This window comes from Methylobacterium oryzisoli (assembly GCF_046557895.1).
Classification (GTDB): domain Bacteria; phylum Pseudomonadota; class Alphaproteobacteria; order Rhizobiales; family Beijerinckiaceae; genus Methylobacterium; species Methylobacterium oryzisoli.
The window spans coordinates 80,044-106,217 of sequence record NZ_JBKIBX010000012.1; the positions used below are offsets into that span (position 1 = coordinate 80,044).

The 26,174-nt window shown below is 73.2% G+C and carries 26 protein-coding genes; 17 read left to right on the forward strand and 9 right to left on the reverse strand.

Annotated features, from left to right (window positions below; genetic code table 11):
• Positions 1-13: 13 nt before the first annotated feature.
• Positions 14-151 carry a hypothetical protein gene (locus ACKUB9_RS13930; protein ID WP_407522899.1) on the reverse strand — a complete coding sequence of 46 codons (138 nt, stop codon included), beginning with the start codon at positions 149-151 and terminating at the stop codon, positions 14-16.
• 129 nt (positions 152-280) lie between these two features.
• Entirely contained in the window at positions 281-430 is a 150-nt protein-coding gene (locus ACKUB9_RS13935) for a hypothetical protein (RefSeq protein WP_407522901.1), read from the reverse strand.
• Positions 431-634: 204 nt separating this feature from the next.
• Between ACKUB9_RS13935 and ACKUB9_RS13940 the strand changes: the two genes are divergently transcribed.
• The 12 genes from ACKUB9_RS13940 to ACKUB9_RS13995 all read left to right on the forward strand — a co-directional run bounded on the left by ACKUB9_RS13940 (position 635) and on the right by ACKUB9_RS13995 (position 16,946).
• Positions 635-2,080: an amidase gene (locus ACKUB9_RS13940; protein ID WP_407522903.1), complete on the forward strand. Its 1,446-nt coding sequence runs from the start codon at positions 635-637 to the stop codon at positions 2,078-2,080.
• Positions 2,081-2,277: 197 nt separating this feature from the next.
• On the forward strand, positions 2,278-3,546 hold the full coding sequence (locus ACKUB9_RS13945) for a PQQ-dependent sugar dehydrogenase (RefSeq protein ID WP_407522905.1): 1,269 nt from the start codon (positions 2,278-2,280) through the stop codon (positions 3,544-3,546).
• A 319-nt stretch (positions 3,547-3,865) separates the two neighbouring features.
• On the forward strand, positions 3,866-4,189 hold the full coding sequence (locus tag ACKUB9_RS13950; RefSeq protein ID WP_407522907.1) for a c-type cytochrome: 324 nt from the start codon (positions 3,866-3,868) through the stop codon (positions 4,187-4,189).
• Between the two features lie 111 nt (positions 4,190-4,300).
• Positions 4,301-5,476, forward strand: a complete 1,176-nt coding sequence (locus tag ACKUB9_RS13955; RefSeq protein ID WP_407522909.1) for a glycosyltransferase family protein — start codon at positions 4,301-4,303, stop codon at positions 5,474-5,476.
• A gap of 11 nt (positions 5,477-5,487) precedes the next feature.
• Positions 5,488-6,729 carry a glycosyltransferase family 4 protein gene (locus tag ACKUB9_RS13960; protein ID WP_407522911.1) on the forward strand — a complete coding sequence of 414 codons (1,242 nt, stop codon included), beginning with the start codon at positions 5,488-5,490 and terminating at the stop codon, positions 6,727-6,729.
• A 278-nt stretch (positions 6,730-7,007) separates the two neighbouring features.
• Positions 7,008-8,027: a glycosyltransferase family 4 protein gene (locus ACKUB9_RS13965; protein WP_407522913.1), complete on the forward strand. Its 1,020-nt coding sequence runs from the start codon at positions 7,008-7,010 to the stop codon at positions 8,025-8,027.
• A complete protein-coding gene (locus tag ACKUB9_RS13970) occupies positions 8,024-10,060 on the forward strand; it encodes a glycosyltransferase (RefSeq protein ID WP_407522915.1) in 2,037 nt (678 codons plus the stop codon). Before ACKUB9_RS13965 ends, ACKUB9_RS13970 begins: the two co-directional genes overlap by 4 nt.
• A complete protein-coding gene (locus ACKUB9_RS13975; protein WP_407522917.1) occupies positions 10,057-11,931 on the forward strand; it encodes an ABC transporter ATP-binding protein in 1,875 nt (624 codons plus the stop codon). The genes ACKUB9_RS13970 and ACKUB9_RS13975 overlap by 4 nt, the downstream gene beginning before the upstream one ends.
• Before the next feature lies 1 nt (position 11,932).
• Entirely contained in the window at positions 11,933-12,826 is an 894-nt protein-coding gene (locus tag ACKUB9_RS13980) for a hypothetical protein (RefSeq protein WP_410825831.1), read from the forward strand.
• Positions 12,823-14,727, forward strand: a complete 1,905-nt coding sequence (locus ACKUB9_RS13985; RefSeq protein WP_407522921.1) for an ABC transporter substrate-binding protein — start codon at positions 12,823-12,825, stop codon at positions 14,725-14,727. Before ACKUB9_RS13980 ends, ACKUB9_RS13985 begins: the two co-directional genes overlap by 4 nt.
• 36 nt (positions 14,728-14,763) lie before the next feature.
• Complete coding sequence (locus ACKUB9_RS13990; protein WP_407522923.1) at positions 14,764-15,789, forward strand: ABC transporter permease; 1,026 nt, start codon at positions 14,764-14,766, stop codon at positions 15,787-15,789.
• Positions 15,786-16,946: an ABC transporter permease gene (locus ACKUB9_RS13995; RefSeq protein WP_407522925.1), complete on the forward strand. Its 1,161-nt coding sequence runs from the start codon at positions 15,786-15,788 to the stop codon at positions 16,944-16,946. Before ACKUB9_RS13990 ends, ACKUB9_RS13995 begins: the two co-directional genes overlap by 4 nt.
• 89 nt (positions 16,947-17,035) lie before the next feature.
• On the opposite strand, the gene ACKUB9_RS14000 is transcribed toward ACKUB9_RS13995, so the two are convergent.
• A complete protein-coding gene (locus tag ACKUB9_RS14000) occupies positions 17,036-17,224 on the reverse strand; it encodes a hypothetical protein (protein WP_407522927.1) in 189 nt (62 codons plus the stop codon).
• 271 nt (positions 17,225-17,495) lie between these two features.
• The gene (locus tag ACKUB9_RS14005) at positions 17,496-17,786 is read right to left on the reverse strand and encodes a hypothetical protein (RefSeq protein ID WP_407522929.1); all 291 of its coding nucleotides are present in this window, start codon (positions 17,784-17,786) and stop codon (positions 17,496-17,498) included.
• A gap of 116 nt (positions 17,787-17,902) precedes the next feature.
• Between ACKUB9_RS14005 and ACKUB9_RS14010 the strand changes: the two genes are divergently transcribed.
• Positions 17,903-18,046, forward strand: coding sequence for a DUF2283 domain-containing protein (locus tag ACKUB9_RS14010; protein ID WP_407522931.1), 144 nt, complete (start codon positions 17,903-17,905; stop codon positions 18,044-18,046).
• Positions 18,047-18,104: 58 nt separating this feature from the next.
• Here the strand turns inward: ACKUB9_RS14010 and ACKUB9_RS14015 are convergent, their stop codons facing one another.
• Positions 18,105-18,290 (reverse strand): YegP family protein, encoded by a 186-nt coding sequence (locus ACKUB9_RS14015; RefSeq protein WP_407522933.1) that lies wholly within the window; start codon positions 18,288-18,290, stop codon positions 18,105-18,107.
• Positions 18,291-18,459: 169 nt separating this feature from the next.
• Between ACKUB9_RS14015 and ACKUB9_RS14020 the strand changes: the two genes are divergently transcribed.
• The 3 genes from ACKUB9_RS14020 to ACKUB9_RS14030 all read left to right on the forward strand — a co-directional run bounded on the left by ACKUB9_RS14020 (position 18,460) and on the right by ACKUB9_RS14030 (position 20,165).
• A complete protein-coding gene (locus tag ACKUB9_RS14020; RefSeq protein ID WP_407522935.1) occupies positions 18,460-19,179 on the forward strand; it encodes an SIMPL domain-containing protein in 720 nt (239 codons plus the stop codon).
• Positions 19,180-19,565: 386 nt separating this feature from the next.
• The gene (locus ACKUB9_RS14025; protein WP_407522937.1) at positions 19,566-19,856 is read left to right on the forward strand and encodes a type II toxin-antitoxin system RelE/ParE family toxin; all 291 of its coding nucleotides are present in this window, start codon (positions 19,566-19,568) and stop codon (positions 19,854-19,856) included.
• 9 nt (positions 19,857-19,865) lie between these two features.
• Positions 19,866-20,165, forward strand: coding sequence for an addiction module antidote protein (locus ACKUB9_RS14030; protein ID WP_407522940.1), 300 nt, complete (start codon positions 19,866-19,868; stop codon positions 20,163-20,165).
• 199 nt (positions 20,166-20,364) lie between these two features.
• Here the strand turns inward: ACKUB9_RS14030 and ACKUB9_RS14035 are convergent, their stop codons facing one another.
• From ACKUB9_RS14035 to ACKUB9_RS14050, 4 genes are all read right to left on the reverse strand, one after another.
• Positions 20,365-21,849: a DEAD/DEAH box helicase gene (locus ACKUB9_RS14035; RefSeq protein ID WP_407522942.1), complete on the reverse strand. Its 1,485-nt coding sequence runs from the start codon at positions 21,847-21,849 to the stop codon at positions 20,365-20,367.
• Positions 21,850-22,150: 301 nt separating this feature from the next.
• Positions 22,151-22,567: a winged helix-turn-helix domain-containing protein gene (locus tag ACKUB9_RS14040; protein WP_407522944.1), complete on the reverse strand. Its 417-nt coding sequence runs from the start codon at positions 22,565-22,567 to the stop codon at positions 22,151-22,153.
• A 109-nt stretch (positions 22,568-22,676) separates the two neighbouring features.
• Complete coding sequence (locus ACKUB9_RS14045; RefSeq protein WP_407522945.1) at positions 22,677-23,132, reverse strand: VOC family protein; 456 nt, start codon at positions 23,130-23,132, stop codon at positions 22,677-22,679.
• Positions 23,133-23,424: 292 nt separating this feature from the next.
• Positions 23,425-24,504: a replication protein RepA gene (locus ACKUB9_RS14050; RefSeq protein WP_407522947.1), complete on the reverse strand. Its 1,080-nt coding sequence runs from the start codon at positions 24,502-24,504 to the stop codon at positions 23,425-23,427.
• Between the two features lie 869 nt (positions 24,505-25,373).
• Between ACKUB9_RS14050 and mazG the strand changes: the two genes are divergently transcribed.
• Entirely contained in the window at positions 25,374-26,162 is a 789-nt protein-coding gene (gene mazG / locus ACKUB9_RS14055; protein WP_407522949.1) for a nucleoside triphosphate pyrophosphohydrolase, read from the forward strand.
• The last annotated feature ends 12 nt before the right edge of the window (positions 26,163-26,174 follow it).

The following is a 26,174-nucleotide window of genomic DNA, read 5'->3' on the forward strand; positions in this document are numbered from 1 at the left end:
CGGAGCGGCGGGCTCAGGACCGCCCGTGCCGCTGGCGGTAGCGGGGGCCGGGACCGCGCATGTAGTGGAGTTCCGGGCGGTAGGGATCGGTCAGGGAGGCGGCGAGGCTGCGCATCGTCTCCGCCACGCGGCCGAAGAGGGCCATCAGCATGGGTTCGTCCTCCTGCGTCGACACGGGTCGCAGGTCCGAGGCACGGATCGTGCCGCGGAGCGGTTGCGATTCCGTTTCGGCAGGATCGCTCCCGCCTCGGGACTTTTCCGAGGCGGGATCGGGGAATCGTCAGGGCAGGATGCCGGCGAGCTGCAGGGCGGCCGCCGCGATGATGAACAGGCAGGCGGCGAGGCACTCGAGCGGCACGCTCTCCCACAGGGCGGGCGCGGCGGGAGCCTGCGAGCCGGTCTCGCGGGCCAGCGGGGAGACAGGAATCATGGGGGGCACCTCCGGGCGGCCCGGGCCGGGCCGGCGCTTCCTCGCGGGCGGCGCCTCTGGCGGGCGGCCGTCCCGGGCTCGAGCCTACAGCATTCCGGCGCGCCGCACAGCCGGAGCGCCGCAGGCTTGCCGCCCTCTTGCCGCAGCGGTCTTGCGGGGGCGGATCGGGACGTGCTCCGTTGGCGCGACATCCAGGAGCCTCCGATGAGCCCGACCCCCGATCTCGTGATGCGGCCCGCCACCGAGCTGGCGCGGATGATCCGCGGGCGCGCGGTCTCGGCCCGGGAGGTGATGCGGGCGCATCTCGACCAGATCGCCCGCCTCAACCCGGCGGCGAATGCGGTCGTGTCTCTGCGCGATCCCGACGCCCTGCTGGCGGAGGCGGACGCGGCCGACCGGGACCTCGCGGCCGGCCGGATGCGCGGGCCGCTCCACGGCCTGCCCCACGCCGTCAAGGACACGGCCGCCGCCGCCGGCCTCGTCTGGACCCAGGGCTCGCCCCTGTTCCGCGACACGGTGCCGACGGAGGACGCGCCCCACGTCGCCCGCCTGCGCGCGGCCGGCGCGATCCTGATCGGCAAGACCAACGTGCCGGAATTCGGCCTCGGCTCGCACACCACCAACCCGGTCTTCGGGGCGACCCGCAACGCCTACGTGCCCGAGCGCAGCGCGGGCGGATCGAGCGGCGGGGCCGCGGTGGCGCTGGCGCTGCGCATGCTGCCGCTCGCGGACGGCAGCGACCACGGCGGCTCCCTGCGCAACCCCGCGGCCTGGAACGGCGTGCTGGGCCTGCGCCCCTCCGCGGGCCGCGTCCCGATGCGCACCGACGAGGTCTTCCTGCCCGAACTCACGGTGGCCGGCCCGATGGCGCGGACCACCGCCGATCTCGGCCTGCTGCTCTCGGTGCTGGCCGGACCCGATCCGCGTCTTCCCAACGCGATCCGGCAGGACCCGGGCGCCTTCGCGGCGCCGCAGCCGCGGGATCTTACGGGCCTGCGCATCGGCTGGCTCGGCGATCTCGGCGGCCACCTGCCGATGGAGCCGGGCGTGCTCGCCCTCTGCGAGCAGGGCCTGCGCCGCTTCGAGGATCTCGGCGCCCGGGTGGAGCCGCTGGCGCCGGGCTTCGATCCGGAGGCGATCTGGCGGGCCTGGACGGTGCTGCGGGCGTGGCTCGCCGGGGCGGGGCTGGCGCCCCACTGGCGCGACCCGGAGAAGCGCCCGCACCTCAAGCCCGAGGCGGTGTGGGAGGTGGAGCAGGCAATGGCGCTCGACGCCTTCGCGATCCACGCCGCGAGCGTCACCCGCAGCGCGTGGTACGCGCAGGTGCTGCGGCTGTTCGAGCGGGCCGACGTGCTGGCGCTGCCCGCCGCCCAGGTCTTCCCCTTCCCGATCGAGGAACCCTGGCCGCGCACGATCGCGGGCCGGCCCATGGACACCTATCACCGCTGGATGGAGGTCGCGATCCCGGTGACGATGGCGGGCTGCCCGGCGATCAGCCTGCCGGTCGGCCGCGATCCGGCCGGGCTGCCGATGGGCCTGCAGCTCATGGCTCCCAACCACGGCGAGGCGGGCCTCCTCGCCATCGCGGCGGCCTTCGAGGCCGCCACGGGCTTCGACCGGGAGTTGTCCCCGCTGATCACACAGGCGTGAGCGGCCCGCCCGCGCGCCGGGCCGGCCACGCGGGAAAATCCAGCAAATCCCTGTCGTTGGGGCGAGTGTCCGGCCCCGGACGGACCGCCCGCCCCCGCGACGGCGCGCAAATCCGCTTGCCGCCGCGCCCGGGCGTCATACATTGCGCGGCAATCAAGCGCGGCCGACTGATCGGCCGACGATCCCGGGAGGACCTCATGAGATCCGTACTGATCGCGGCGCTCGCCGCCAGCGTGTCGTGGATCGGCGTCGCGGCGGCGCAGGACGCCGGTGACACCAAGGCCAAGGTCGACAACCTGGAAAAACTGCAGGGCTTCAAGCACACCGGCGCGGCCGAGCCGGCGCCGATCCCGCAGACCGGCCGGCGCGCCGATGCGGTCAACCGGACGCTCCAGAAGATCAAGCTGCCCGACGGCTTCAAGATCGAGCTGTACGCGCTCGTGCCCGACGCCCGCGCCCTGGCGGTCGGCCCCAATGCCGGCGTGGTCTTCGTCGGCACCCGCAAGTCCAAGGTCTACACGGCCACCGACCGCGACAAGGACCGGGTCGCCGACGAGGTGAAGGTCTTCGCCCCCGGCATCGACTTCAAGATCCCGAACGGCGTCTGCTTCTCGCGCGACGGCGTGCTGACCATCGTGGAGCAGAACCGGGTGCTGGCGTTCCCGGCCGCCGAGTTCTTCTACGAGGGACCGGACGTGGCCGCCGCCGTGGTGGTCAAGCAGGGCGAGCTGATCCCGACCTCGGAAGAGAGCTACAACCACACCGCCCGCGTCTGCCGCATCGGGCCGGACGGCAAGCTCTACGTCTCGCTCGGCCAGCCCTACAACGTGCCCCCGAAGGAGAAGGCCGACCTCTACGCCAAGACCGGCATCGGCGGCATCATCCGGATGGACGCGGACGGCAAGAACCGCGAGGTGTTCGCCACCGGCATCCGCAACTCCGTCGGCATCGACTTCGCGCCCGACAAGACCCTGTGGTTCACCGACAACCAAGTGGACGGCATGGGCGACGACCAGCCGCCGGGCGAGCTGAACCAGGCGACCAAGCCCGGCCAGAATTTCGGCTTCCCGTGGTACGGCGGCGGCGCGGTGCGCACCGTCGAGTACAAGAACGATCAGGTGCCGCCGGACGTGGTGCCGCCGAAGGCCGAGCTGCCCCCGCACGCCGCCGATCTCGGGCTTCTCGTCTACCGGGGCCGGATGTTCCCCGAAAAGTACCGGGCCGGGGTCTTCACGGCCGAGCACGGATCGTGGAACCGCACCACCCCGATCGGCGCCCGGGTGATGTTCGTGCCGGTGAACAAGGACGGCAGCGCGGGCAAGCCCGAGCCCTTCGCGGAGGGATGGCTCACCGAGGGCGGCGAGTATCTCGGCCGCCCGGTCGACCTCGCGACGCTGCCCGACGGCTCGATGCTCGTCTCGGACGACACGGTCGGGGCGATCTACCGGATCTCCTACGAGAAGTAGCCGGACACCCGGCATCGGACCCGCGCCGCCCCGGGTTGGAGGATGCAACGCGGGATCCCCTCTCCCGTGCGGGAGAGGGGTAGGGGTGAGGGTCCCGGGAGTGGGCAGCAAGAAGTCGGGACGCTGCCGCGACCAGCACTGAGGTGGGCGGCTGATACTGCCCCGTTCCGCTCCCCTCACCACGCTCTCCGCCTCACTGCGGCTCCACCTGGACCCTCACGCGGGATCTCCGATCCCCTGCCCCTCTCCCGCACGGGAGAGGGGTTCCCCGCGCCCTTCCTGTCGGATGGGCAAAGGACCTGTAAGCCCAAGGCCCGCCATGCTCCTTCGCTCCGCCCTCCTCGCCGCCCTCGTCCTCCTCCCCGGCGGCATCGCCGTGGCCGGCGACGCGGCCGCCGGGCGCAGGAAGGCCGTGGCCTGCCAGGCCTGCCACGGGCTCGACGGCGTCTCGAAGCTGCCCGACGCCCCCAACCTCTCCGGCCAGGTCGAGCCCTACCTCGTCAAGGCGCTCGGCGAGTTCCGCGACGGCACCCGCAAGAACGAGGTGATGTCGGTCGCCGCCAAGGACCTGACGGATTCCGACATCGCCGACCTCGCGGCCTATTACAGTGCGATCCAGATCGAGGTGATCCCGCCCTCCTGAGCGGGGCCGGGTAGCCGTCCGGGGGGCGGATGCGCTAGGAAGTGGCGGCGCACCGCACCGGAAGGGTCGTCGCAGGATGCCGTTGTCCGAGAGCCGCCCCCGGTGAGGCCGATGCAGGGCCTCTCGCCGCAGCGGGTGCTGATCTACTCGCACGACACGTTCGGGCTCGGGCATCTGCGCCGGGCGCGCGCGATCGCGCACGCGCTCGTGGCCGAGGCGCCGGAGCGGCGGGTGCTGATCCTGTCGGGCTCGCCCGTCAGCCACGCCTTCCGGTTCGCCCCCGGGGTCGCCTGCCGCCGGCTGCCGGGCGTCACCAAGCTCGACAGCGGCGCCTACCGCAGCCACGGGCCGGGCCACGACCTCGACGCCGTGGTGGCGACGCGCGCCGCCCTGATCCGCCACGTCGCCCGGCGCTTCGCCCCGGACCTCTTCCTCGTCGACAAGGAGCCGGCGGGCTTCCACGGCGAGGTGCTACCGGTGCTGGCCCCCCTCAAGGCCCGCGGCTGCCGCCTCGTGCTCGGCCTGCGCGACGTGCTCGACGATCCGGCGCTGCTCGCCCCCGAATGGGAGCGCAAGGGCGCGCTCGGGGTGCTGCCGCTCTACGACGCGATCTGGATCTACGGCCTGCGGGAGATCTACGCGCCGCTCGCCGGGCTCGCGCTGCCGGCGGGCGTGGCCGAGCGCCTGACCTACACGGGCTATCTCCGGCGCGAGGCGCCGCCGGAGGCGGAAACCGGCGCGGAATCCTTCCTGCTCGTCACCCCGGGCGGCGGCGGCGACGGGGTCGACCTCGTCGAGGCGGTGGTGCGGGCCTACGAGGCCCATCCCGTGCCCCACCCGGCGCTGGTGGTGTTCGGGCCGTTCTTCCCGGGCGAGGCGCGGGCGGCCCTGAGCGCGCGCATCGCCCGCCATCCGCGCCTCTCGGCCCTCGACTTCGACGTGCGCCTGGAGCGGCTGATGCGCCGCGCCGCGGGCGTGGTGGCGATGGGCGGCTACAACACCTTCTGCGAGATCCTGTCCTTCGACCGCCCGGCCCTGATCCTGCCGCGGGTGCGCCCGCGCCGCGAGCAGCTGATCCGCGCCCAGGCGGCCGCGCGCCTCGGCCTCGTCGAGACCCTGGCGCCGGGCGAGGACGCGCCCGAGCGGATGGCGGCGGCGCTGGCGGCGCTGCCGGGACGCCCGCGCCCCTCCGCCCAGCCGATCCCCGGCCTGCTGGACGGGCTGCCGGCGATCCGGCGCCTCGTCCAGGCCCCCGGCAGCGGCGTGCCCCGCGTGGCGGCGGAGTAGAGCCCCCGCGCATGCCCGCCCGCCTCGCCGTCCTGGTCAAGGGCTACCCGCGCCTGTCCGAGACCTTCATCGCCCAGGAACTGCTCGGCCTGGAGGAGCGCGGGCTCGCGCTCGCCCTGTGGTCCCTGCGCCGGCCGCACGACGGGACGGTGCACCCGATGCACCGGCAGATCCGCGCGCCGGTCGCCTACCTGCCCGAATACCTCTACCAGGCGCCGCTGCGGGTGCTGCGCGGCGCGCTCGCGGCGCTGGCCGCCCCCGGGCTGCGGCCGCTCCTCGCCCTCGCCTGGCGGGACCTGCGGCGCGACCCGACCCCGAACCGCGGCCGGCGGCTCGGCCAAGCGCTCGTGCTCGCCCGCGAGCTGCCCGCCGACATCGCCCACATCCACGTGCACTACCTGCACACCCCGGCCTCGGTGGCGCGCTACGCCGCCCTGCTCACCGGCCGCACGTGGAGCGCCTCGGCCCACGCCAAGGACATCTGGACGACGCCGGACTGGGAGCTGGCCGAAAAGCTCGACGACCCGCGCCTCGCCTTCGCGGTCACCTGCACGGCGGCCGGCGCGGAGCGGCTGCGCGGGCTGGCGGCGGACCCGGCGCGGATCTCGCTCGTCTATCACGGCCTCGACCTGCGGCGCTTTCCTCCGCCGCCCGCGGCGCGCCCGCCCCGCGACGGCAGCGACCCGGCCGACCCGGTGCGGTTCGTGAGCGTGGGGCGCGCGGTGCCCAAGAAGGGCTTCGACGACCTCCTCGACGCGCTGGCCGGCCTGCCCCCCGGCCTGCACTGGCGCCTCGCCCACGTGGGGGGCGGCGAGGCGCTGGCCGGGCTGAAGGCCAAGGCCGCCGCGCTCGGCCTCGGCGGCCGGGTGATCTTCCTCGGCGCCAAGCCCCAGCCCGACGTGGTGGCGCTCCTGCGCGAGGCGGACCTGTTCGTGCTCCCGGCCAAGCGCGCCCCCTCGGGCGACCGCGATGGGCTGCCGAACGTCATCATGGAGGCGGCCTCGCAGGGGCTCGCGGTGGTCGCCACCGACTTCGCGGGCATCCCGGAATTCCTGCGCGAGGGCGTCGAGGGCCGCCTCGTGCCCCCGGGCGACTGGGCGATGCTGTCGAACGCCCTCAACCTGCTCGCCCGGGACCCGACGGAGCGGGCGCGCCTGGGCGCGGCGGCGCTCGCGCGGCTGCGCGAGGCCTTCGGCGCCGAGGCGGGGTTCGAGCGGATCGCGGGCCTCCTCGCCGGGGTCCGGGGCCGATGATACGAGATCCGGACGATCAGTTCGAATCTCGGATCAGGCAGCCCGCGCGGCGGAGCCGAGGCTCCGCGCACCTGAGCGAAGCCGAAATCCGCATCGCGAAGCGATCAATCGGATTTCGTATGAGTCCGGCGGATCCGGGGCAGGACCCCGGCGGGTCCGGGCACGGCCCGAGGCAAGAGCCCGCCCCCTCGCCGGCCCCCTCTGCCGGCCGCCCCCGGGTCGCCTTCTACGCCCCCCTGAAGAGCCCCGACCATCCGGTCGCCTCCGGCGAGCGGACGATGGCGCGGCTGCTGCTGCGGGCGCTGGCGGCGGCGGGCCTCGCGCCGGAGACGGCGAGCACCCTGCGCACGCGCGACCCGGACGGCACCCGGCACGCGGCCCTGCGCGAGGCCGGGCAGGACGAGGCAGCGCGGCTGACCGCCCTGTGGCGGGCCGACCCGCCCCGGCTGTGGTTCACCTACCACGTCTACTACAAGGCCCCGGACTGGACCGGCCCCCGCGTCGCCGCCGCGCTGGGCATCCCGTACGTGGTGGCGGAGGGCTCGCGGGCGGGCAAGCGCGCGCACGGCCCGCACGCGCTGGGCCACGCGGGCGCCGAGGCCGCGCTCGATGCCGCCTCGCTGATCCTGGTGATGAACCGCCGCGACCGCCCGGCGCTGGAGGCGGCGCGCCCAAAGGGCCAGGTTCTCGCCGACCTGCCGCCCTTCCTCGACCCGGCGGACTGGCCGCTGGCGCCGCGCCGCGCGCAATTGGCCGGCCCCCTGCGGCTCCTCGCGGTCGCGATGATGCGGCCGGGCGACAAGCTCGCCTCCTACCGGCTCCTGGCAAAAACCCTCGGGCGCCTCGGCGATCTCGCCTGGACCCTCGACGTCGCGGGCGACGGGCCGGCGGCGGCGGAGGTCGCGGCGGCGCTCGCGCCCTTCGGCGGGCGGGTGCGCCGCCACGGCGCCCTGCCGGCGCCCACGCTCGCGCGGCTCTACGCCGAAGCCGACCTCCTGGTCTGGCCGGCGGTCAACGAGGCCTACGGTATGGTGCTCTTGGAGGCGCAGGCGCAGGGCTGCCCGGTGGTGGCGGGCGGCTACGGCGGCGTGCCGGACGTGGTGCGGGACGGGCTCACCGGCCGGATCACCGCGCCGGGCGATGCGGGAGCGCTCGCCGGCGCGATCCGGGATCTCGCCGCCGATCCGGCCGCGCGCGCCGCGCTGGCCGCCGCGGCCCTGGCCTTCGCGCGCGAGGAGCGCAGCCTCGCGCGCGCCGCCGCGCGCCTGCGCGACACCCTGGGGGCCTGCCTCGCGTGAGCCGGATCCTGATCGCCGTCACGCACCTGCTCGGCGCCGGCCACCTGACCCGGGCGGTGGCGCTGGCGCGGGCCTTCGCGGGGGCCGGGCACGGGGTGACGCTGGTCTCCGGCGGCATGCCGGCGGCGCTCGCCCTGCCCGACGGCGTGCGTCTCGTGCAGCTGCCGCCGGTGCGCATCACCGGCACCGCCTTCACGGCGCTCCTCGACCCCGAGGGCGAGCCGGTGACGCCCGCCCGCCTCGCGGAGCGCCGGGCGGCGCTGCTCGATGCCTTCGCGGACAGCCGCCCCGAGGCGGTGATCACCGAACTCCACCCGTTCGGCCGCCGGGTGCTGGCGGCCGAGTTCGACGCGCTGGTGGAGGCGGCCCGCGCCGCGGCGCCCCGCCCCCGCCTCCTCGCCTCGGTGCGCGACGTGCTGGCGCGGCCGGGCAAGCCGGAGCGCGTCGCCGCCGCCCACGCGCGGCTCGCCGCCTACGACGCCGTGCTGGTCCACGGCGACCCGGACCTGCTGCCGCTCGACCGCTCCTGGCCGGTCGACGCGGCCATCGCGCCGCTCCTGCACTACACGGGCTACGTCGACGAGGCGCCCGCGCCCTTGCCCGTCCCCTTGACCGTCCCCTTGCCCGTCCCCTTGCCCCCGCCGGGCCCCCGCCGCGGCGTCGTGGTCTCGGGCGGATCGAGCGCCGCCGGCCTGCCGCTGCAGGAGGCCGCCCTCGGGGCCGCCCGGCTGCGGCCGGACGAACCCTGGCGCGTGCTGGTCGGGCGGGGGGTGCCGGAGGCCGCCTTCGCGGCCCTGCGGGATTCCGCCCCGCCGAACGCCGTCGTCGAGCGGGCGCGGCCGGATTTCCGGGCGCTGCTGGCGGGCGCGGCGCTCTCGGTGAGCCAAGCCGGCTACAACACCGTGCTCGACCTCCTGCGCAGCGGCTGTCCGGCCGTGCTGGTACCCTTCGAGGCGGGCCGCGAGACCGAGCAGCGCCTGCGCGCCGACACGCTGGCGGCACGCGGCCTCGCGCGCGTGCTGCCGGAGGCGGCGCTGTCGGCCGAGCGCCTCGCGGAGATGGCGGCGGAGATGGCGGCGGCGCTGCTCGACGGCGCCGCACCGGCGCTTGCCCACGCGGCGCCCCGCGGCACGCCGCCGCCGATCGCCCTCGACGGCGCGGCGCGCAGCGTGGCGATCGTGGAGGGGCTGCTCGCACGAACGCCTTCCCTCCCGCGCCCGGCGCTCGCGGAATCCGACTGGGCCTGCCTGCGCGCCGCCCTCGACCGCCGCGCGGGCGAAAACCGCCCCGTCGCACTCTGGTGGCGCGACGACGACGCGACCGCCCACACGCCCGCCCTCGACCGGCTCCTCGCCCTCAGCCGCACCACCGGCTGGCCGCTGGCGCTGGCGGTGATCCCGGCCGGGGCCGAGCCCTCGCTGTCCTGGCGGCTCGCGGGCGAGGCCGGGATCGACCTCCTCGTGCACGGCCTCGCGCACGCGAACCACGCCCCGCCCGGCGCGAAGAAGGCGGAACTCGCCCACCGTCCCGCCGCGACCCTGGAGGCGGAGGTCGCGCAGGGCCTCGCGCTCGCCCGCGCGCTCAGGCCTGCGCCCCTGCCCGTGCTGGTGCCGCCCTGGAACCGCCTCGCGCCGGACTTGGCCGCCGCGCTGCCGCGGCTGGGCTTTCGCGGCCTCTCGACCTTCGGGCCGTGCGGGCCGGCGGTGCCGGGCCTCGTGCAGGTCAACACCCACCTCGACCCGGTGGCGTGGCGCACAGGCCGGGGGCTCGCCGATCCGCGCGCGCTGCTTGCCCGGGCGGCCGCCACGCTGGCGGCGGGCGAGACGCGGCTCGGCCTCCTCACCCACCACCTCGTGCAGGACGCCGCGACCTGGGCCTTCTGCGAGGCGCTGCTGGAGCGCCTGCGGGCGCACCCGGCGGTGCGCGTCGCCCGCGCCGACGCATTGTTTGCGCCCGAGGCATCGCCCGTGTCACAAACCGACGCTAGGGTCTCCCCGGCGCAGCGCCTGCAGGGACGAAACGGACCAGAATGACGGCTCCGCTCCTGTCGATCCGCGATCTCACGGTCGATTTCTCGGCCGATACCGGGAATTTCCGGGCGGTCGATGGACTGTCCCTCGACGTGCCGGCCGGCCGCACGGTGGCGCTCGTGGGCGAATCCGGCTCGGGCAAGTCCGTCACCGCCCAGGCCATCCTGCGCATCCTGCCGAAGGCGGCCCGGATCAGCGGCGGGCGCATCCTGTTCACGGATCCGGCGGCCGGGCGCAGCATCGACATCGCGCGGCTTTCCGCCGACTCGGCCGAGATGCGCGCCCTGCGCGGCGGGCGCATCGCGATGATCTTCCAGGAGCCGATGACCTCGCTCTCGCCGCTGCACACGGTGGGCGATCAGGTGACCGAGGCGCTGCTCCTCCACGCCGCGGTCTCGCGCGAGGAGGCGCGGCGGCAGGCGGTGGCGGTGTTCGAGCGGGTCGGCTTCCCGGACCCCAAGCGGGCGCTCGTCACCTACCCGTTCGAACTCTCAGGCGGCCTGCGCCAGCGCGCGATGATCGCCATGGCGCTCATCACCAAGCCCGACCTCCTCGTCGCCGACGAGCCGACGACCGCGCTCGACGTCACCACTCAGGCCCAGATCCTCGACCTGCTGCGCGACCTCCAGGCCGAGACCGGCATGGCGATGCTGCTCATCACCCACGACCTCGGGGTGGTCGCCAACGTGGCCGACACGGTGGCGGTGCTCTACCGCGGCCGGCTGATGGAGGCGGGCTCGCGCGAGGACGTGTTTCGCCGCCCCGGCCACCCCTACCTCAAGGCCCTGATGCGGGCGGTGCCGCGCTTCCACATGCAGGAGGGCGAGCGCCTCACCCCCATCCGCGAGGTGAGGAGCGCGGTGCTCGCGCGCAAGGCCGGCGAGCCGCACCGGCCCGACCCGCCGGGGCCGCTCCTGGCGATCCGCGACATCGCCAAGTCCTACACCCTGCGGGCGGGCTGGTTCAGCGGCACGGTCCGGCGCATCGACGCGGTCAAGGGCGTCAACCTGGAATTGTGGCCGAACCGCACCCTCGGCCTCGTGGGCGAATCGGGCTGCGGCAAGACCACCCTGTCGAAGATCGTGATGCGGGCGATCCGGCCGGATGCCGGCAGCGTCACCTTCGACGACGGCGGGGGCGCCGGGCCGCGCGACGTCTTCGCCCTCAAGGACCGCGAGCTGAAGGATTTCCGCCGCGCGGTGCAGTTCGTCTTCCAAGACCCGTTCTCCTCCCTCAACCCGCGCATGACGGTCTACGAGATCCTGACCGAGCCCCTGCGCATCCACGGGGTCGGCACCCCGGACGAGCGCTACGAGCGGGCCAAGGAACTCCTCGACATGGTGGGGCTCGACGCGCGCTCCCTGCGCCGCTACCCGCACGCCTTCTCGGGGGGCCAGCGCCAGCGCCTCGGCATCGCCCGGGCGCTCGCCCTCAAGCCGCGGGTGCTGCTCTGCGACGAGCCGGTCTCGGCGCTGGACGTCTCGGTGCAGGCGCAGGTGCTCAACCTGCTCAAGGACCTGCAGGCGAGCCTCGGCATCGCCTACATGTTCGTCTCCCACAACCTCGCGGTGGTGGACTACATCGCCGACACGATCGCGGTGATGTGCCGGGGCCGGATCGTGGAGGAGGCCCCCAAGGCGGCCCTCTTCCGCAACCCGGCCCATCCCTACACCCGGGCGCTGCTCGCCGCCGTGCCCGAGCCCGACCTCGACCACCCCCTCGACCTCAAGCTCCTGATGAGCGACCGCTTCTCCGACCCGGCCGCCTGGCCCGAGCCGTTCCGCCTCGTCGGCGCCGAGACCGGCACCATGCAGGAGGTCTCCCCCGGCCACTGCGTGCGGGTCGCCGGCTCCTCCCTGCGGCAGGCGGCCTGACATGCCGGTCGGCGCTCTCCCCCGCCCCCACCCGCTGCTGGAGCGCCTGCGCCGCCGCCTGCTCGGGCCGCTGTTCGACCGGCTCGGCTACGACCTCGTCCCGGCCGTGTCCGACTGGACCCACCGCCCGCTCTCGGCCCGCGAGACCGAGGCCCTGATCGCGGCGGCCGCCGCGCGCCTCGACCGCGACCTCGCCGCCTGCGGCCTCGCGCTCCCCGAGGGGGCACAGGCCGCGGTCGCGGCGTTCTGGGACCTGATCGGCAGCGCCCCCGTGGCGCAGCGCCGGGGCGGCAACGGCTTCAACGGCGCGCTGCAGCTCTACGTCCTGATGCGGGCGCTCAGGCCCGCCGTGGTGATCGAATCGGGGGTCTTCCGGGGCCTCACCACCTGGATCACCCGGCAGGCCTGCCCGGAGGCCGAGATCCTGTGCTTCGATCCCGACCTCTCGGGGCTCCGCTACCGCGACCCCCGGGCGCGCTACCACGCCCGCGACTGGTCGGCCTGCGACCTCGGCGGCCTGCCGCTGGACCGGGCGGTCGGGTTCTTCGACGACCACATCAGCCAGGCGCGCCGGGTGCTGGAGGCGCGCGCGCGGGGCCTCGACCGGCTGATCTTCGACGACGACGCGGCGGCCCACCGGCTCCACGCCCATGGCGGTCCGGCCTTCCCGACCATCGCCATGCTGATGGATGCCGCGCACGGCCCGGAGCCGGTGCGCTGGACCCGCAACGGGCGCGAGTTCGTCTACCGGCCCGACGGCCCCGAGGCCCGGGGGGCCCGCGCCCTGATCGCCCGCGCGCACCCCTTCGACGACCTGCACGCGGCCACCGGCTACTCGCCGGCCCGCATCACCTACGTGACCCTGCGGGCTCCGGATACGGGAGATGCGGCATGAGATGCGGCAGAGCAAGGATCTGGCGGGCGCGACGCGCGGCCCTCGCCTTCCTCCTCGCACTCCCCGCCCTCGCCCATGCGGCCGAGACCCCCGCCCCCGGCCCGCCGGCCGAGCCCCTCGTCGTCGACCTCGCGGCGGAGGGGCGGCAGGTCGGCAAGCCCGGCGGCGAGATCGTCACGCTCGTCGCCAAGCCGCGGGACATCCGCTACATCTCGACCTACGCCTACACCCGCCTCGTCGGCTACGACACGCGCCTCGCCCTCAAGCCCGACCTGCTGCTGCGGGTCGAGAACGAGGACGACCGGGTCTACACCTTCACGCTCAGGGCCGGGCACCGCTGGTCGGACGGGCACCCCTTCACGGCGGAGGATTTCCGCTACTGGTGGGAGGACATCGCCCTCAACAAGGAGCTGAGCCCCTCCGGCCCGCCCGAATTCATGATGGTCGAGGGCCGGCTGCCGCGCTTCGAGGTGCTGGATCCCCAGCACGTGCGCTTCACCTGGGAGCGGCCGAACCCGCGCTTTCTGCCCGAACTCGCCTCCCCGCGCGACCCCTTCATCTACCGGCCGGCGCATTACCTGAAGCGCTTCCACCCCCGCTACGCCCCCAAGACCGACCTCGACGCCGCCGCGAAGGCCCAGAAGGTCAAGAACTGGGCGGCCCTGCACAACCGGCTCGACGCGATGTTCGAGCAGACGAATCCCGACCTGCCGACCCTGCAGCCCTGGCGCGTCACCAACACCGCGCCCGCCGCGCGCTTCGTCTTCGTGCGCAACCCCCACTACCACCGGGTCGACCCCCAGGGGCAGCAGCTCCCCTACATCGACCGGGTGCTGATGGACACCGCGGCGGCGAGCCTCTTCGCCGCCAAGGCCAATGCGGGCGAGACCGATCTCCTGTTCCGCGGCCTGACCATGGAGGACATCCCGATCCTGCGCGAGGGCGAGCGGGCCAAGGGCTACCGCACCCGCCTGTGGCCGACCGCGCGGGGCTCGGAGATCGCGCTCTACCCCAACCTCACCACCACGGATCCGGTCTGGCGCGCGCTGAACCGCGATCCGCGCTACCGCCGGGCGCTCTCGCTCGCCATCGACCGGCGCACCCTCAACAACGCGCTGCTGTTCGGGCTCGGCACCGAGGGCAACGACACGGTGGTGGAGAGCAGCCCCCTGTTCCGGCCCGAGTACCGGACCCTCAACGCGGGCTACGACCCCGACGAGGCCTCCCGCCTCCTCGACGCGGTGGGGCTGGCCCAGCGCAACGGCGCCGGCATCCGGCTCCTGCCGGACGGGCGGGAGCTGGAGATCGTGGTCGAGACCGACGGCGAGAGCAACCTCCTCACCGACGGCCTGACGCTGATCGCCGAGTTCTGGCGCGAGGTCGGCGTCAAGCTGTTCGTCAAGCCGCAGGACCGCACGGTGCTGCGCAACCGGTCCTACGCGGGCCTCACCGTGATGGTGGCGGCCCAGGGGCTCGACCTCGCGATGCCGACCGCCGAGATGCCGCCGGACGAACTCGCCCCCGTCCACCAGGACACCTACGCATGGCCCAAATGGGGCCAGTACGTCGAGACCAAGGGCAAGGAGGGCGAGGCCTGCGACATCCCGGCGGCGCGCGCCCTCATCGACCTCAACGCGCGGTGGATGGCCACGGCGGACACGGCCGAGCAGGCGCGGATCTGGGGCGAGATGCTGCTGAACCGCGCCGAGCACCAGTGGGTGATCGGCACCGTGGCGGGCGCGCTGCAGCCGATCGTCGGCAAGGCCGGGCTCACCAACCTGCCCGACAAGGCGATCTATTCCTGGAAGCCCACCGCGATGATCGGGATCTACCGGATCGACCAGTTCTTCTGGACGCCCGAGCGCAAGCGGGAAGCGGCCACCCGGGACCCGCTCCGGTGACGGCGGTCAGGCTCCAGCGATGAAGGGCAGGCTCCGGTGATCCGCTACCTCGCGCGGCGCACGCTCACCATGGCGGTGACGCTCCTCGTCATCTCGGCGCTGATCTTCTTCATCATCAAGCTGCCGCCCGGGGACTTCCTGTCCAACCAGATCGCCGAGCTGCGCTCGCAGGGCGAGGCGGCCTCCGTCGCCAAGGCGCAGTTCCTGATGCAGCAATACGGCCTCGACCGTCCGGTCTGGGAGCAGTACCTGCGCTGGATCGGCCTGTGGCCGAACCCGGAGGGGGCCTTCAACGGGCTCCTGCAGGGCAATTGGGGCTGGTCCTTCGAGTACGACCGGCCGGTGCGCGAGGTGGTGGGCGACGCCCTCTGGCTGACGCTCGTGGTCAACCTCGCGGTGGTGGTCTTCGTCCACGTGGTCTCGATCCCGATCGCGATCTACTCGGCCACGCGCCAGTACTCGCTCGGCGACTACCTGGCGACCTTCGTCGGCTATATCGGGCTCGCCACCCCGTCGTTCCTGCTCGCGCTGGTGATGCTGTTCTACGCCAACCGCTGGTTCGACGTCTCGATCGGCGGGCTCTACGACAGCGCCTATGCGGGCCAGCCCTGGACCTGGGACAAGGTGAAGTCGCTGCTCGCCCACCTCGTCGTGCCGACCCTGGTGATCGGGCTCGGGGGCACCGCCGCCATGATCCGGCGCATGCGCGCCAACCTCCTCGACGAACTCGCCAAGCAGTACGTCGTCACCGCCCGGGCCAAGGGGCTGCCGCCGACCCGGGCCCTGCTGAAATATCCTTTTCGGATGTCGCTCAACCCCTTCATCGCCGATATCGGCAACCTGCTGCCGCACCTCGTCTCGGGCTCGGTGCTGGTCTCGCTGGTGCTCAGCCTGCCCACCGTCGGGCCGATCCTGCTCGCGGCGCTCAAGAGCCAGGACCAGTTCCTGGCGGGCTTCATCCTGATGTTCGTGGCGCTGCTCACGGTGGTCGGCATGCTGGTCTCGGACCTGCTGCTCGCGTGGCTCGACCCGCGCATCCGGTTCGGAGGCTCCGCCCGATGAGCATCGAGATGCGCCCGGGCCATTTCGTCGATCCCGCGCCCTTCGATCCCGGCCGCACCGAGCCGCTGGGGGCGGAGAGCGAGGCGTTCGACCGCGCCTCCTCGTTGCGGCTGACGTGGTGGAAGTTCCGCAAGCACAAGGTGGCGGTGACCGCCGGCCTCATCCTCCTCCTCTTCTACGGCCTGATCCCCTTCGTGGAGGTGCTGGCCCCCTACAACCCGGCCAAGCGCCACGGGGACTTCCTGTACGCCCCGCCGCAATCCGTGCACCTCTTCCACGAGGGCCGCTTCGTCGGCCCCTACACCCACCCCTACTCGTTCACCTTCAACCTCGAGAGCTTCCACCGCGAGTACACGGTGGACCGCACGAAGGCGCAGCCCCTGCGCTTCCTCTGCCGGGGCGAGGCTTACGAGTTCTGGGGCCTGTGGCGGGCGGATTTCCACCTCGTCTGCCCGCCGGAGGGCGGCACGCTCTTCCTGGCCGGCACCGACCGGCTCGGGCGCGACCTCTTCTCCCGCATCGTCTCGGGGGCGCGGATCTCGCTCACGGTCGGGCTCGTCGGCATCGCGGTGTCCTTCGCGCTCGGCCTCTTCTTCGGGGGGCTCGCGGGCTATCTCGGCGGCTGGGTCGACCACGTGGTGCAGCGGATGATCGAGATCCTGCGCTCGCTGCCGGAACTGCCGCTCTGGCTCGCCCTCTCGGCGGCGCTGCCGCCGAACTGGAGCCCGGTGCTGGTCTTCTTCGGCATCACGCTGATCCTCGGCCTGCTCGACTGGCCGGGGCTCGCGCGCGCGGTGCGCTCGAAGCTACTGGCGCTGCGCGAGGAGGATTACGTGCGCGCCGCCGAGCTGATGGGCGCCTCCAAGGCGCGGATCATCGGGCGCCACTTGATCCCGAACTTCATGAGCCACCTGATCGCCTCGGCGACCCTGTCGATCCCCTCGATGATCCTGGGAGAGACGGCGCTGTCGTTCCTGGGGCTCGGCCTGCGCCCGCCGGTGACGAGCTGGGGCGTGCTCCTCAACGAGGCCCAGAACCTCGCGGCGGTGCAGCTCCATCCCTGGCTGCTCGCCCCGATCCTGCCGGTGGTGATCGTGGTCCTGGCCTTCAACTTCCTGGGCGACGGCCTGCGCGACGCGGCCGATCCCTACCACTGAGCCGCGTCCGCCGGCCCCGCGACGCCGGCCCGCCCGGCGCCCGGCTCAAGCGGCCGCCGGACCGGCGGCCGCTCGTCAGTGGGCGAGGCTCAGAGGCGGGCCTGCGAGGCGTCGAGGGACGCTAGTTCGGTGCGCGCCTGGGAGATCAGGCGGGCGTGCTGGAGCTGGAGGGCGCGGCTGTTGGCCCCGCGGCCGGTGCGGATCTCGGCGAGCGACCGCTCATAGTCCTGAAGCTGGGCTTCGACGCGGCGGCGGCGTTCGGCGATGCGATGCGGCATTCCGGTTTCCCCTTGTTGCGATGCCAACAGCCGCGGGCATGAACCTCGGGCCGTTGAGGAATTTCGATCGTGCGACGGCAGATCGAGGATCTGGCGGCACGACCGAAAGCCGGCCGGGAGGCAGAGGCGTCCCGGCGTGAGTCAGCCGAGCCGCCGGAACGGCTCAGCTTGGCCCAGCATGGTCATCTATGGGGCAGGAATGCGGCGGACCGCCCGATCGCGGCCACGAATGGGGCGAGCGAAGGGCGACGTCCCTTCACCCGCCGGGCGATCAGAAGCGGTAGTAACCGGGCCGGTAGGGCCGGCCGTAGAAGCCGTGATGGTGGCGGCGGAACCCGTAGGCGCGGCCGTAGGGCGGTCCGAAGCGGCGGTAGCCGTAGGGACGATGCCCGTAATGGCGATGCCCGAAGTGACGGTGGCGGGGGTAGTAGCCGTACTGCGCCCAGGCGGTGGGGACCTGCGCCTCGCTGGCGGCGGGGGCCGGCGCGGCGGTCGCGGATTGCGGCGCGAGGGCGGCCCCGCCCAGCATCAGGCCGACGGCCAGGATCACGGTCTTCAGCACGTGGTGGAACTCCCTGAGGGCGGCTCCGGACGGAGCGTGGACGGCGGTAACGCATCGGGAGCCCAAACCGTTGCGTGCCGTCCACCGGCTCGATGGACCCTGACGCGCGTTCGCACATGGCTGCGGTCATCGGGACCGAGGTGCGGCCTGGTCTCGTGCTCGACGTCGATGCGGAGGGCCGCATCGTCGCCGTCGAGATCCTCGATGCCTCGGCCCAGCTCTCGGCCGGCACCGACATCCGGAGCCTGATCGCGGCCTGAGGATCGGCCTCGGGCGATGCCCGAGGGTCGGCCTCGGGAGATGCCCGAGGAATTGGCCTCAGGCGAGCCGCAGCGTCATGTCGACGACGCTCGCCTGCGCGGCGCCCTTCACGAGCGCGATGCCGTGCTCGCAATCCTCGCGCCGCACGTAGCCCTCGGCCGAATCGGCGATCACCTCGCCGTTCGCGGCCCGCAACCGCCAGCGCCAATGGCCGGCGGCATCGCGGTAGAGTTCGAAGCGCATCGTGGTCTCCTGCTCGTCGGACCGGCAGGGAGATGGGGCGGCAGGGCGCGAGCGCAACGCCGGGAGGCTCCGGCGTCGGCGTCGTTGCCCTTGCGTCATCATATTGCCGTCGTGGCCTCTCGAAATGCCAGCGGTGAAGCGCATGCCTCATGCTCTCGGGAGCCGACCGATGATGCGGCCGTGGTCCGTCTCGATCCTGCTCCTCGTGAGCCTGCCCGTCCGGGCCGAGGAGCCGGAGCCGCCTTCCCGAGGCAGCGTCCTGACCGTGAGGGGGTCGGGCCATCACGAGCAGAAACCCGACTTCGCCCGCTTCGACGTGACGATCAAGACCAAGGGCAAGACACTGGACGCGGCGGCCGAGGCTCACACGGAGCGCGCCACGCGGGGGCTGGCGCTTCTCAGGAAGGCCGAGTCCGACGGGATCACCATCGAGAAGAGCCGTTTCCAGATGAACGAGGAGCGACCCATGGCGACGTACCGAGCCGGCATCGCTACCGCACCTCCCACCCGATCGGAGACGCCTTTCACGGCGCTGACGTCGGTGACCCTCAGGACGGACTCGATCGACCGCCTGAACGACATCGCGAGCCGGCTCGCCGCCTCGGGCCTGTTCGAGATCGGCCGGATCACCTTCAGCGTCGGTGCCGGCAGGACCGCCCTCAACGAGGCGCGTCGACCGGCCGTCCTAGACGCCCGTGAGCAGGCACGGATCTACGCGGAGGCGGCCGACTTGAAGCTCGTGGAGATCGTCAGCATCACGGACGGCGAGGCGCGACCGCCGGATGGTTACGCCGACATGCCGATGCCGCGCTTCGTGCAGATCATCCCGCCCGCCAAGGTCGATTTCGAGGCTGCCGTCACCATCACGTGGCGCATCGCTCCACGGTGAGGCGCGGTCTCCACGATGCGAGGCCCGCGCTCCGTCCCCGGAGCGCGGGCCTCGTCATGTCATCGCCCCGTGCCGGCCTTACCGCGGCGCGCGGTCGAGCCAGCCGATGGCGCGGCCGTCCTGGCCGCCGGCCGCCGGCGTCCGGTGCTGACCCTGGCCCTGCGCCGGGACGCGATTCCTTCGGGCGTCCATCCTGGCGCGGCCGTCCCGGGCCAGCCTGCCGGCCCTTCGTGCGGGCGGCCGCCATGACCGTGCGGACGCTGGCCCTGGGGCCGGCCGCCGGACGAGACGAAGCCTGTCCTCTCCCCGAGGGCGGGTTCTCTGCTTCTGGAATGGACATGGTCCAGATCGCTTGCCTGCCTGTCGCCCATAGGCTACGAAACGGCATGCTGGAGATCCACCGCACCGACGTGTTCGATGGATGGCTCAACGGGCTCCGGGACGTGCGGGCAAAGGCGCGGATCGCGCTGCGCATCGACCGGCTCGCCTCGGGCAATCCCGGGGACGTCAAGATGGTCGGCGATGGCGTAAGCGAATTGCGGATCGATTACGGTCCGGGCTACCGGGTGTATTTCGTGCGCCGCGGCGCAACCGTGCTCCTGCTGCTCTGCGGCGGCGACAAGAGCCGCCAGCAACAGGACATCGATCGCGCCAAGGCGATCGCCGCGACGACCTGAGGAGATGCAATGACGGAGACGAGACCCTACGACTCCGCCGAGTACCTCGACTCCGACGAGGCCGTCGCCGAGTACCTCGCCGCCGCGATCGAGGAGAACGATGCCGCCCTGTTCCGCCACGCGCTCGGCGTCGCGGCGCGGGCGCGAGGCATGACGCAGATCGCCCGCGAGACGGGGCTGTCGCGCGAGAGCCTGTACCGGGCGCTGTCCGACGAGGGGAACCCCAGTCTCGACACGGCGCTGCGGGTTCTGAAAGCGCTCAATGTCCGCCTCACCGCGACGGTGGTGCCGGAACCGCACTCGGCCTGAGCGATGGCGCGCCGGACGTGGCCGGTCCGCCATCGGACCGGCACGCGCTCCGCAACCGGAACGCATGACCCTGCGCCGACGGCCCAAACTGCCGAGGCAGCGGGCCGTCGGGGCGCTTCAGTGCCGGCCCGCCGGATCGAGCATCCGCGGCGAGCGACCGGGAGCCCGGTCGAGACGCATCGCCGATGTTCTCGCGGCCTTACCGCGGCGCGCGGTCGAGCCAGCCGATGGCGCGGCCGTCCTGGCCGCCGGCCGCCGGCGTCCGGTGCTGACCCTGGCCCTGCGGCCGGCCATGTCCCTTCGGCGCCTCAGACCGGTGCATCGCCGGCCGGCCGTCCTGACGGCCGGGACGCGATTCCTGCGGGCGTCCGTCCTGGCGCGGCCGTCCCGGGCCGGCCTGCCGGCCCTCGTGCGGGCGGCCGCCATGGCCGTGCGGGCGCTGGCCCTGGGGCCGGCCGCCGGGCCGCTGGCCGCGGGGGCCGGGCTGGCGCCGGTCGCGCTCGGCCTCGGCCTCGGCGAATGCGGCCTCCTGGCGGCTCGGGGCCACGAAGCCCGCGGGCACCGCCATCTCGGGCACCTTCTGGCGGGTCAGGCGCTCGATGTCGCGCAGGTAGGCCCGCTCCTCGTCGTTGCAGAACGAGATCGCGAGCCCGTCCGCCCCGGCGCGCGCCGTGCGGCCGATGCGGTGGACATAGGCCTCCGGCACGTTCGGCAGGTCGAAGTTCACCACGTGGCTGACGCCCTCGACGTCGATGCCGCGGGCCGCGATGTCGGTGGCGACGAGCACCCGGCAGGTGCCGGCCCGGAAGGCTGCGAGCGCCCGCTCGCGCTGGGGCTGGGACTTGTTGCCGTGGATCGCCGCCGAGCCGATGCCGGATTTTTCCAGCCCGCGCACGACGCGGTCGGCGCCGTGCTTGGTGCGGGTGAAGACCAGCACCCGGTCGATGGCGTCGTCGCGCAGGAGCGTGCCGAGCAGCGCCTGCTTGGAGCCGGTGGGCACGTGGATGACGCGCTGCTCCACGCGCTCGGCCGTGGTGGCGACGGGCGTCACCGCCACCTGCACGGGGTCGCGCAGGTACTGGGCCGCGAGCCCGGCGATGTTCTTGGGCATGGTGGCCGAGAAGAAGAGGCTCTGGCGCGCCTTCGGCAGCAGCGTGACGATGCGCTTCAACGCGTGGATGAAGCCGAGGTCGAGCATCTGGTCGGCCTCGTCGAGGACGAGGTATTCCACGGCTTCGAGCGTCAGCGACCGGCGGTCGATCAGGTCGAGGAGCCGGCCGGGCGTGGCGACGAGCACGTCGACGCCGTTCGCCAGCGCCCGCTCCTGGCGGCCGATGGTGACGCCGCCGAACACCACGGTGGTCGAGAGCTTCAGGAATTTTCCGTAATCGCGAAAGCTGTCGGCGATCTGGCTGGCGAGTTCGCGGGTGGGCGAGAGCACGAGGACGCGGCAGCCGCCGCGCGGCGTGCGCCGGGGCGCGGCCTCGCTGACGAGCCGGTGCAGGATCGGCAGCGCGAAGGCGGCGGTCTTGCCGGTGCCGGTCTGGGCGATGCCGCAGAGGTCGCGGCCGGCCATCGCGGGCGGGATCGCCTGCGCCTGGATCGGGGTGGGCGTTACGTAGCCGGTCTCGGCAAGCGCCTTCAGGATCGGCGCCGCGAGGCCGAAATCAACGAACTGGGTCAAGGTCTAACTTTCAGGAGGCAGCGGGATCGCCGGGACGGGTGCGGGGCACCGCGGATCGCGATCCGGGATTTGGAAGGACAGCCCGCGTGATGGGGCCGCCCGGAGGGTCAAGCGATCGATCGAGGGGACCGGGCCTGCCGCCGGAAGGCGGCCAATCCGTCACGCAGCCCCCTCAGGCGGGCCGTGCGGCCGCTGACGCTGCAGGGCCGATATGGCGTTGTGCGGGTGCGAAGTCAATGCGGGAGACGGGCCGGAGGGCATGCACCGGAGCATTCTCGCCCGGGCTTGCGCGGCAGCGCCCTCAGCCCGCGTCGAGGGCGTAGACCCCGTCGCCCAGGCGGCGCAGGGCGGTGCGCCCCTGCGCGCGCTTCCACAGGCGGGTGTTGAGGGCGGCGACCGGATCGTGGCCCGGCAGGGTCAGGCCGCGGGCCGCCAGCGCCTCCCAGATCTCGGCCGCGTGCATCGGCCGGCCGGCCCCGGCCAGCACCTCGAAGGCCGCCTCGATCACCCGGCGCCCCTCCGGCCGCCCTTCCGGTTGCCCTTCAGGGCGATCGGCCGCCTCGGGGGCCGGGGCGGGCGAGGCCGCGGGCAAAGCCGGACGCAGGCGCCGGCCCAGGTCGAGGTAGAGCTCGTGCTCGGCGATGGCGCGGTCGAGGGCGGCGCGCTGCCGCCGCAGCTCGTCCAGCCGCGCCTCCGCCTCCGCCTCGGTCAGGAACATGCGATCCTCTGGGAATATTCCCCCACGCTGCTATGCGCGTTCTGGGAATATTACCGTCTGCGCCGCCCTCCGCAAGCCGGGCCGCGCGCGATCCCCGGCCTTCCGCTCCTCAGCCCGGCAGGGTCATGTGGCCGTCCGCGTCGAGGGGCGCCATCGGGTTCCAGGCCAGCTCCCAGAGGTGGCCGTCGGGATCGGCGAAGTAGCCGGAATAGCCGCCCCAGACGGCCCGCTGCGGCGGCTTCACCGCCCGCGCGCCCTGGGCCACCGCGAAGGCGTAGGCCGCGTCGACCTCGGCCGCGCTGGCGAGGTTGTGGGCGAGCGTCACGCCCGTGAAGGCCGGCGGGGCGCGGTCCTCCTCCGCGTCGCCCGCAGCCTCCGCGAGGCCCGCATCCTCGGCGAGCGCGGCGCGCGCGAACAGCGCCAGGACGACGCCCTTGAGGCCGATGAAGGTGATCTCCGGCGTGGAGGCGGGCGAGCGCGTCCAGCCGAGCCCCTCGTAGAAGGCGGTGGCGCGCGCCACGTCGGCGACGCCCAGCGTGATCAGCGAGATGCGGCGGTCGAGCATGCCGGAGGCTCCGTGGGATTATTCCCACTTCCCTTCCATGGCGGCGGCCGGCCCGCAAGCGCAGGACCGGCGTTCATCGCGGAGCGTCCTAAGCAGACTTGCGTTGGCAGGCCAACGCTTCGTCCGCTTAGCTTATTGTTTTGCCGCAGGTTTTTGTCGCAAAACCGGCGGCCACTGTTGCGAAACCTGCTTAGAGCCCCGCCCGATCGCGTTGCAATCGGGCAGTGCTCTAGGTCTTTGATTTTGCCGCATTTTCTGCGACGAACCGGTATCCACTTCGTCGGACAATGCTCTAGCCGGCCGCCTTCTTCCGCGCGGGCTTGGGCGGCACCATGAGCGCGCCCGGATCGGCCGGCAGGAGCTGCATGCCGGCCTCGTCGAGGCTGACGGGGAGCTTGGGAAACACCTCCCGCACATGCGCCACGTCGGCCTTGAAGGCCTGCCGGAAGCTGCGCAGGGAGCCGTTGTCGGCGCCGAACTGCTTGTGGAGGTTGTCCCAGGAGAGCCGCAGGGGGCGGTGCAGGGCGCGCAGGCGGTAGCCGATCCAGAACAGGAGATCGAGCTTGCGCGCCGAGCCGGAAAACGCCCGGGCGGCCCGGATGTCCACCGGCAGGGCGTGCCTGATCAGGTTGTCGTAGAAATCCTGGTGGAACTGCACGGTTTTCGACCAGGCGAGGCCGCCCTCGCCCTCCGCCCGCCAGAGGTCGAGCTTGCGGAAGGGCGGCATCGTCAGGGTGGAGGAGCGCGACTGGCCGTCCCAGAGGCCGAGCTGCAGGGTGCAGGCGGCCAGCCGGTTGAGCTGCTCCTTGAACTGCCGGATGGTGCCGCGCTCGCCGCCCGTGACGGCAAACCCCATCTCGCGCATGAAGCCCGAGAGGCTGTCGGCCACCTCCACGGTGGGGCTGCGCTGGCGCACCGCCTCGGTGCAGAGGTGCAGGAGCACCAGCCGCGCCTTGGGGCCGTAGGGCAGGCCCTGCAGGTCCATCTGCCCGGTGACGGGATTCTTGATCCGCCCGGCCAGGATGCTCAGGGTGTTGCGGCCGTATTCCCGAAAGAATTCCCGCGTCTCGCCGGGGTCGCGGTAGGGCAGCCCGCACAGGGCCAGCACGGAATGGATGTGCTGGATGTTGTCCGGCACCAGGGGCTCGGCCTCGATCACCGCCCGCACGGCGTCGCGGCGGCGCTGGTCGCGGCCCATGCCGGCGCGGGCCTCCGCCTCCCGGGCGGCCTCCGCCCGCTCGGCGTCGCGCAGGGCCTGCCGGTGGGCGATGTGCTCGACGATGACCGCGAACAGGAACCCGCCCCGGGCGGCCTCCAGCTCCGCCTTGAGGTCCTCGTCGTGGATCGCCGCGATCTTGGCCTCGATGCCCATCGGATCCGCAGAAGCGCTTTTCTCGTGCGGGGACGGACGCCCGCCGCATCGACCAAGCCCGTCATGCCCGATTCGGCTCCCGGGAATCTCACGCGCCGGCCAGGTTATCCCATGATTCCCGCAACTCATCCCCGTTATCCCGCCTCGCCACCACGCCGGCCCCCTCGCCTGCCTCGGCACCGCCGCCGCCGGGACCGGCGCGAGCGGTCCTGTGGGCGGCCGTGTGGACCGTCTGGGGACCGACGCGGGGACAGGGTCCGGACAGGACCCGGGACAGGCGGTGCACCAGCCTGTGCGGGACGCGTGGGCGGCCTGTGGGGAGACCGCCCGCAGAGTTCGATGCGGGCCGGTCCCACCGCGCCGCCACCGCGCAGAGTTCGATACGCCGGGGGGATTCGAAAACGGCCGGATTCCGAGCGGTTTGGCGGCGCGTCCGCGCCGAATCCGATGCGCATCCCCGCAGAATCCCATGCGCGGCGCCGCGCGATCCACGCAGAATCCCATACGCACCCACGCAGAATCGGATGCCGATCCGCGCAGAGTCGTGTGCCGGATCAGGCCGCATCCCCTTGGCGGACCAGAGAAATCCGCCCCTCCATATAATTCACAGATTCGACTCTCTGAGAGTCAGAGCCCGATAGGGCTTCGTATAGGTCCGAGAGATCGTTCTTTTTGAAGAACGAAGGCATGCAAAGAGCGCATGGGAAGAGGGGCGATCGCATCGACGCTCGACGGAAACGGAATATTCCTTTGTCTGCAAGGCCGTGGCGGAGCGGCACGGCCGCCGCATCCTTCCGCGCGCCGCCGCCGCCCGGTAAGAGCGTGCTCGCGCCGCACGCGTCCGGCGCGCGAACCGCCGAGCGCCCCGCATGAGCAGCACCCCGATCGAGCGGCTCTTCGCCGTCATGGCGCGCCTGCGCGACCCGGAGACGGGCTGCCCCTGGGACCTGCAGCAGACCTTCGCGACCATCGTCCCCTACACGATCGAGGAGGCCTACGAGGTCGCGGACGCGGTGGACCGGGGCGACCTCGACGACCTGCGCGATGAACTCGGGGACCTGCTGTTCCAGGTCGTCTTTCAGGCGCGGATCGCCGAGGAGGCGGGCGCCTTCCGGTTCGACGACGTCGCCACCGCCATCGCCGACAAGATGGTGCGCCGCCACCCCCACATCTTCGGCGCCGCGCGCGACCTCGACCCGGAGGCGGTCAAGGCGCAGTGGGAAGCGATCAAGGCGCGCGAAAAAGCCGGCCGGCCGGAGGCGCAGGGCACGCTCGCGGGGGTGCCCCTCGCCCTGCCCGCCCTGACCCGGGCGGAAAAGATCTCGCGCAAGGCCGCCGCCGTGGGCTTCGACTGGCCGGACGCCGCCCAGGTGGTGGCCAAGGTGCGCGAGGAGACCGGCGAGGTGGAAGAGGCCCTCGCGGCGGGCGATGCGGAGGCGGTGGCCGAGGAGATCGGCGACCTCCTGTTTTCGGTGGCCAACCTCGCCCGGCACGCCCGCGTCGACCCCGAGGAGGCCCTGCGGCGGGCCAACGAGAAATTCCGGCGCCGCTTCGCCGCGATGGAGGCCGAAGTGACGGCCGGCGGGCAGAACCTCGAAGAGGCCGGCCTCGCCGCCATGGAAGAGGCGTGGCTGCGGGTGAAGCGCCGGGAGGGATGAGGCCGGGGCCGC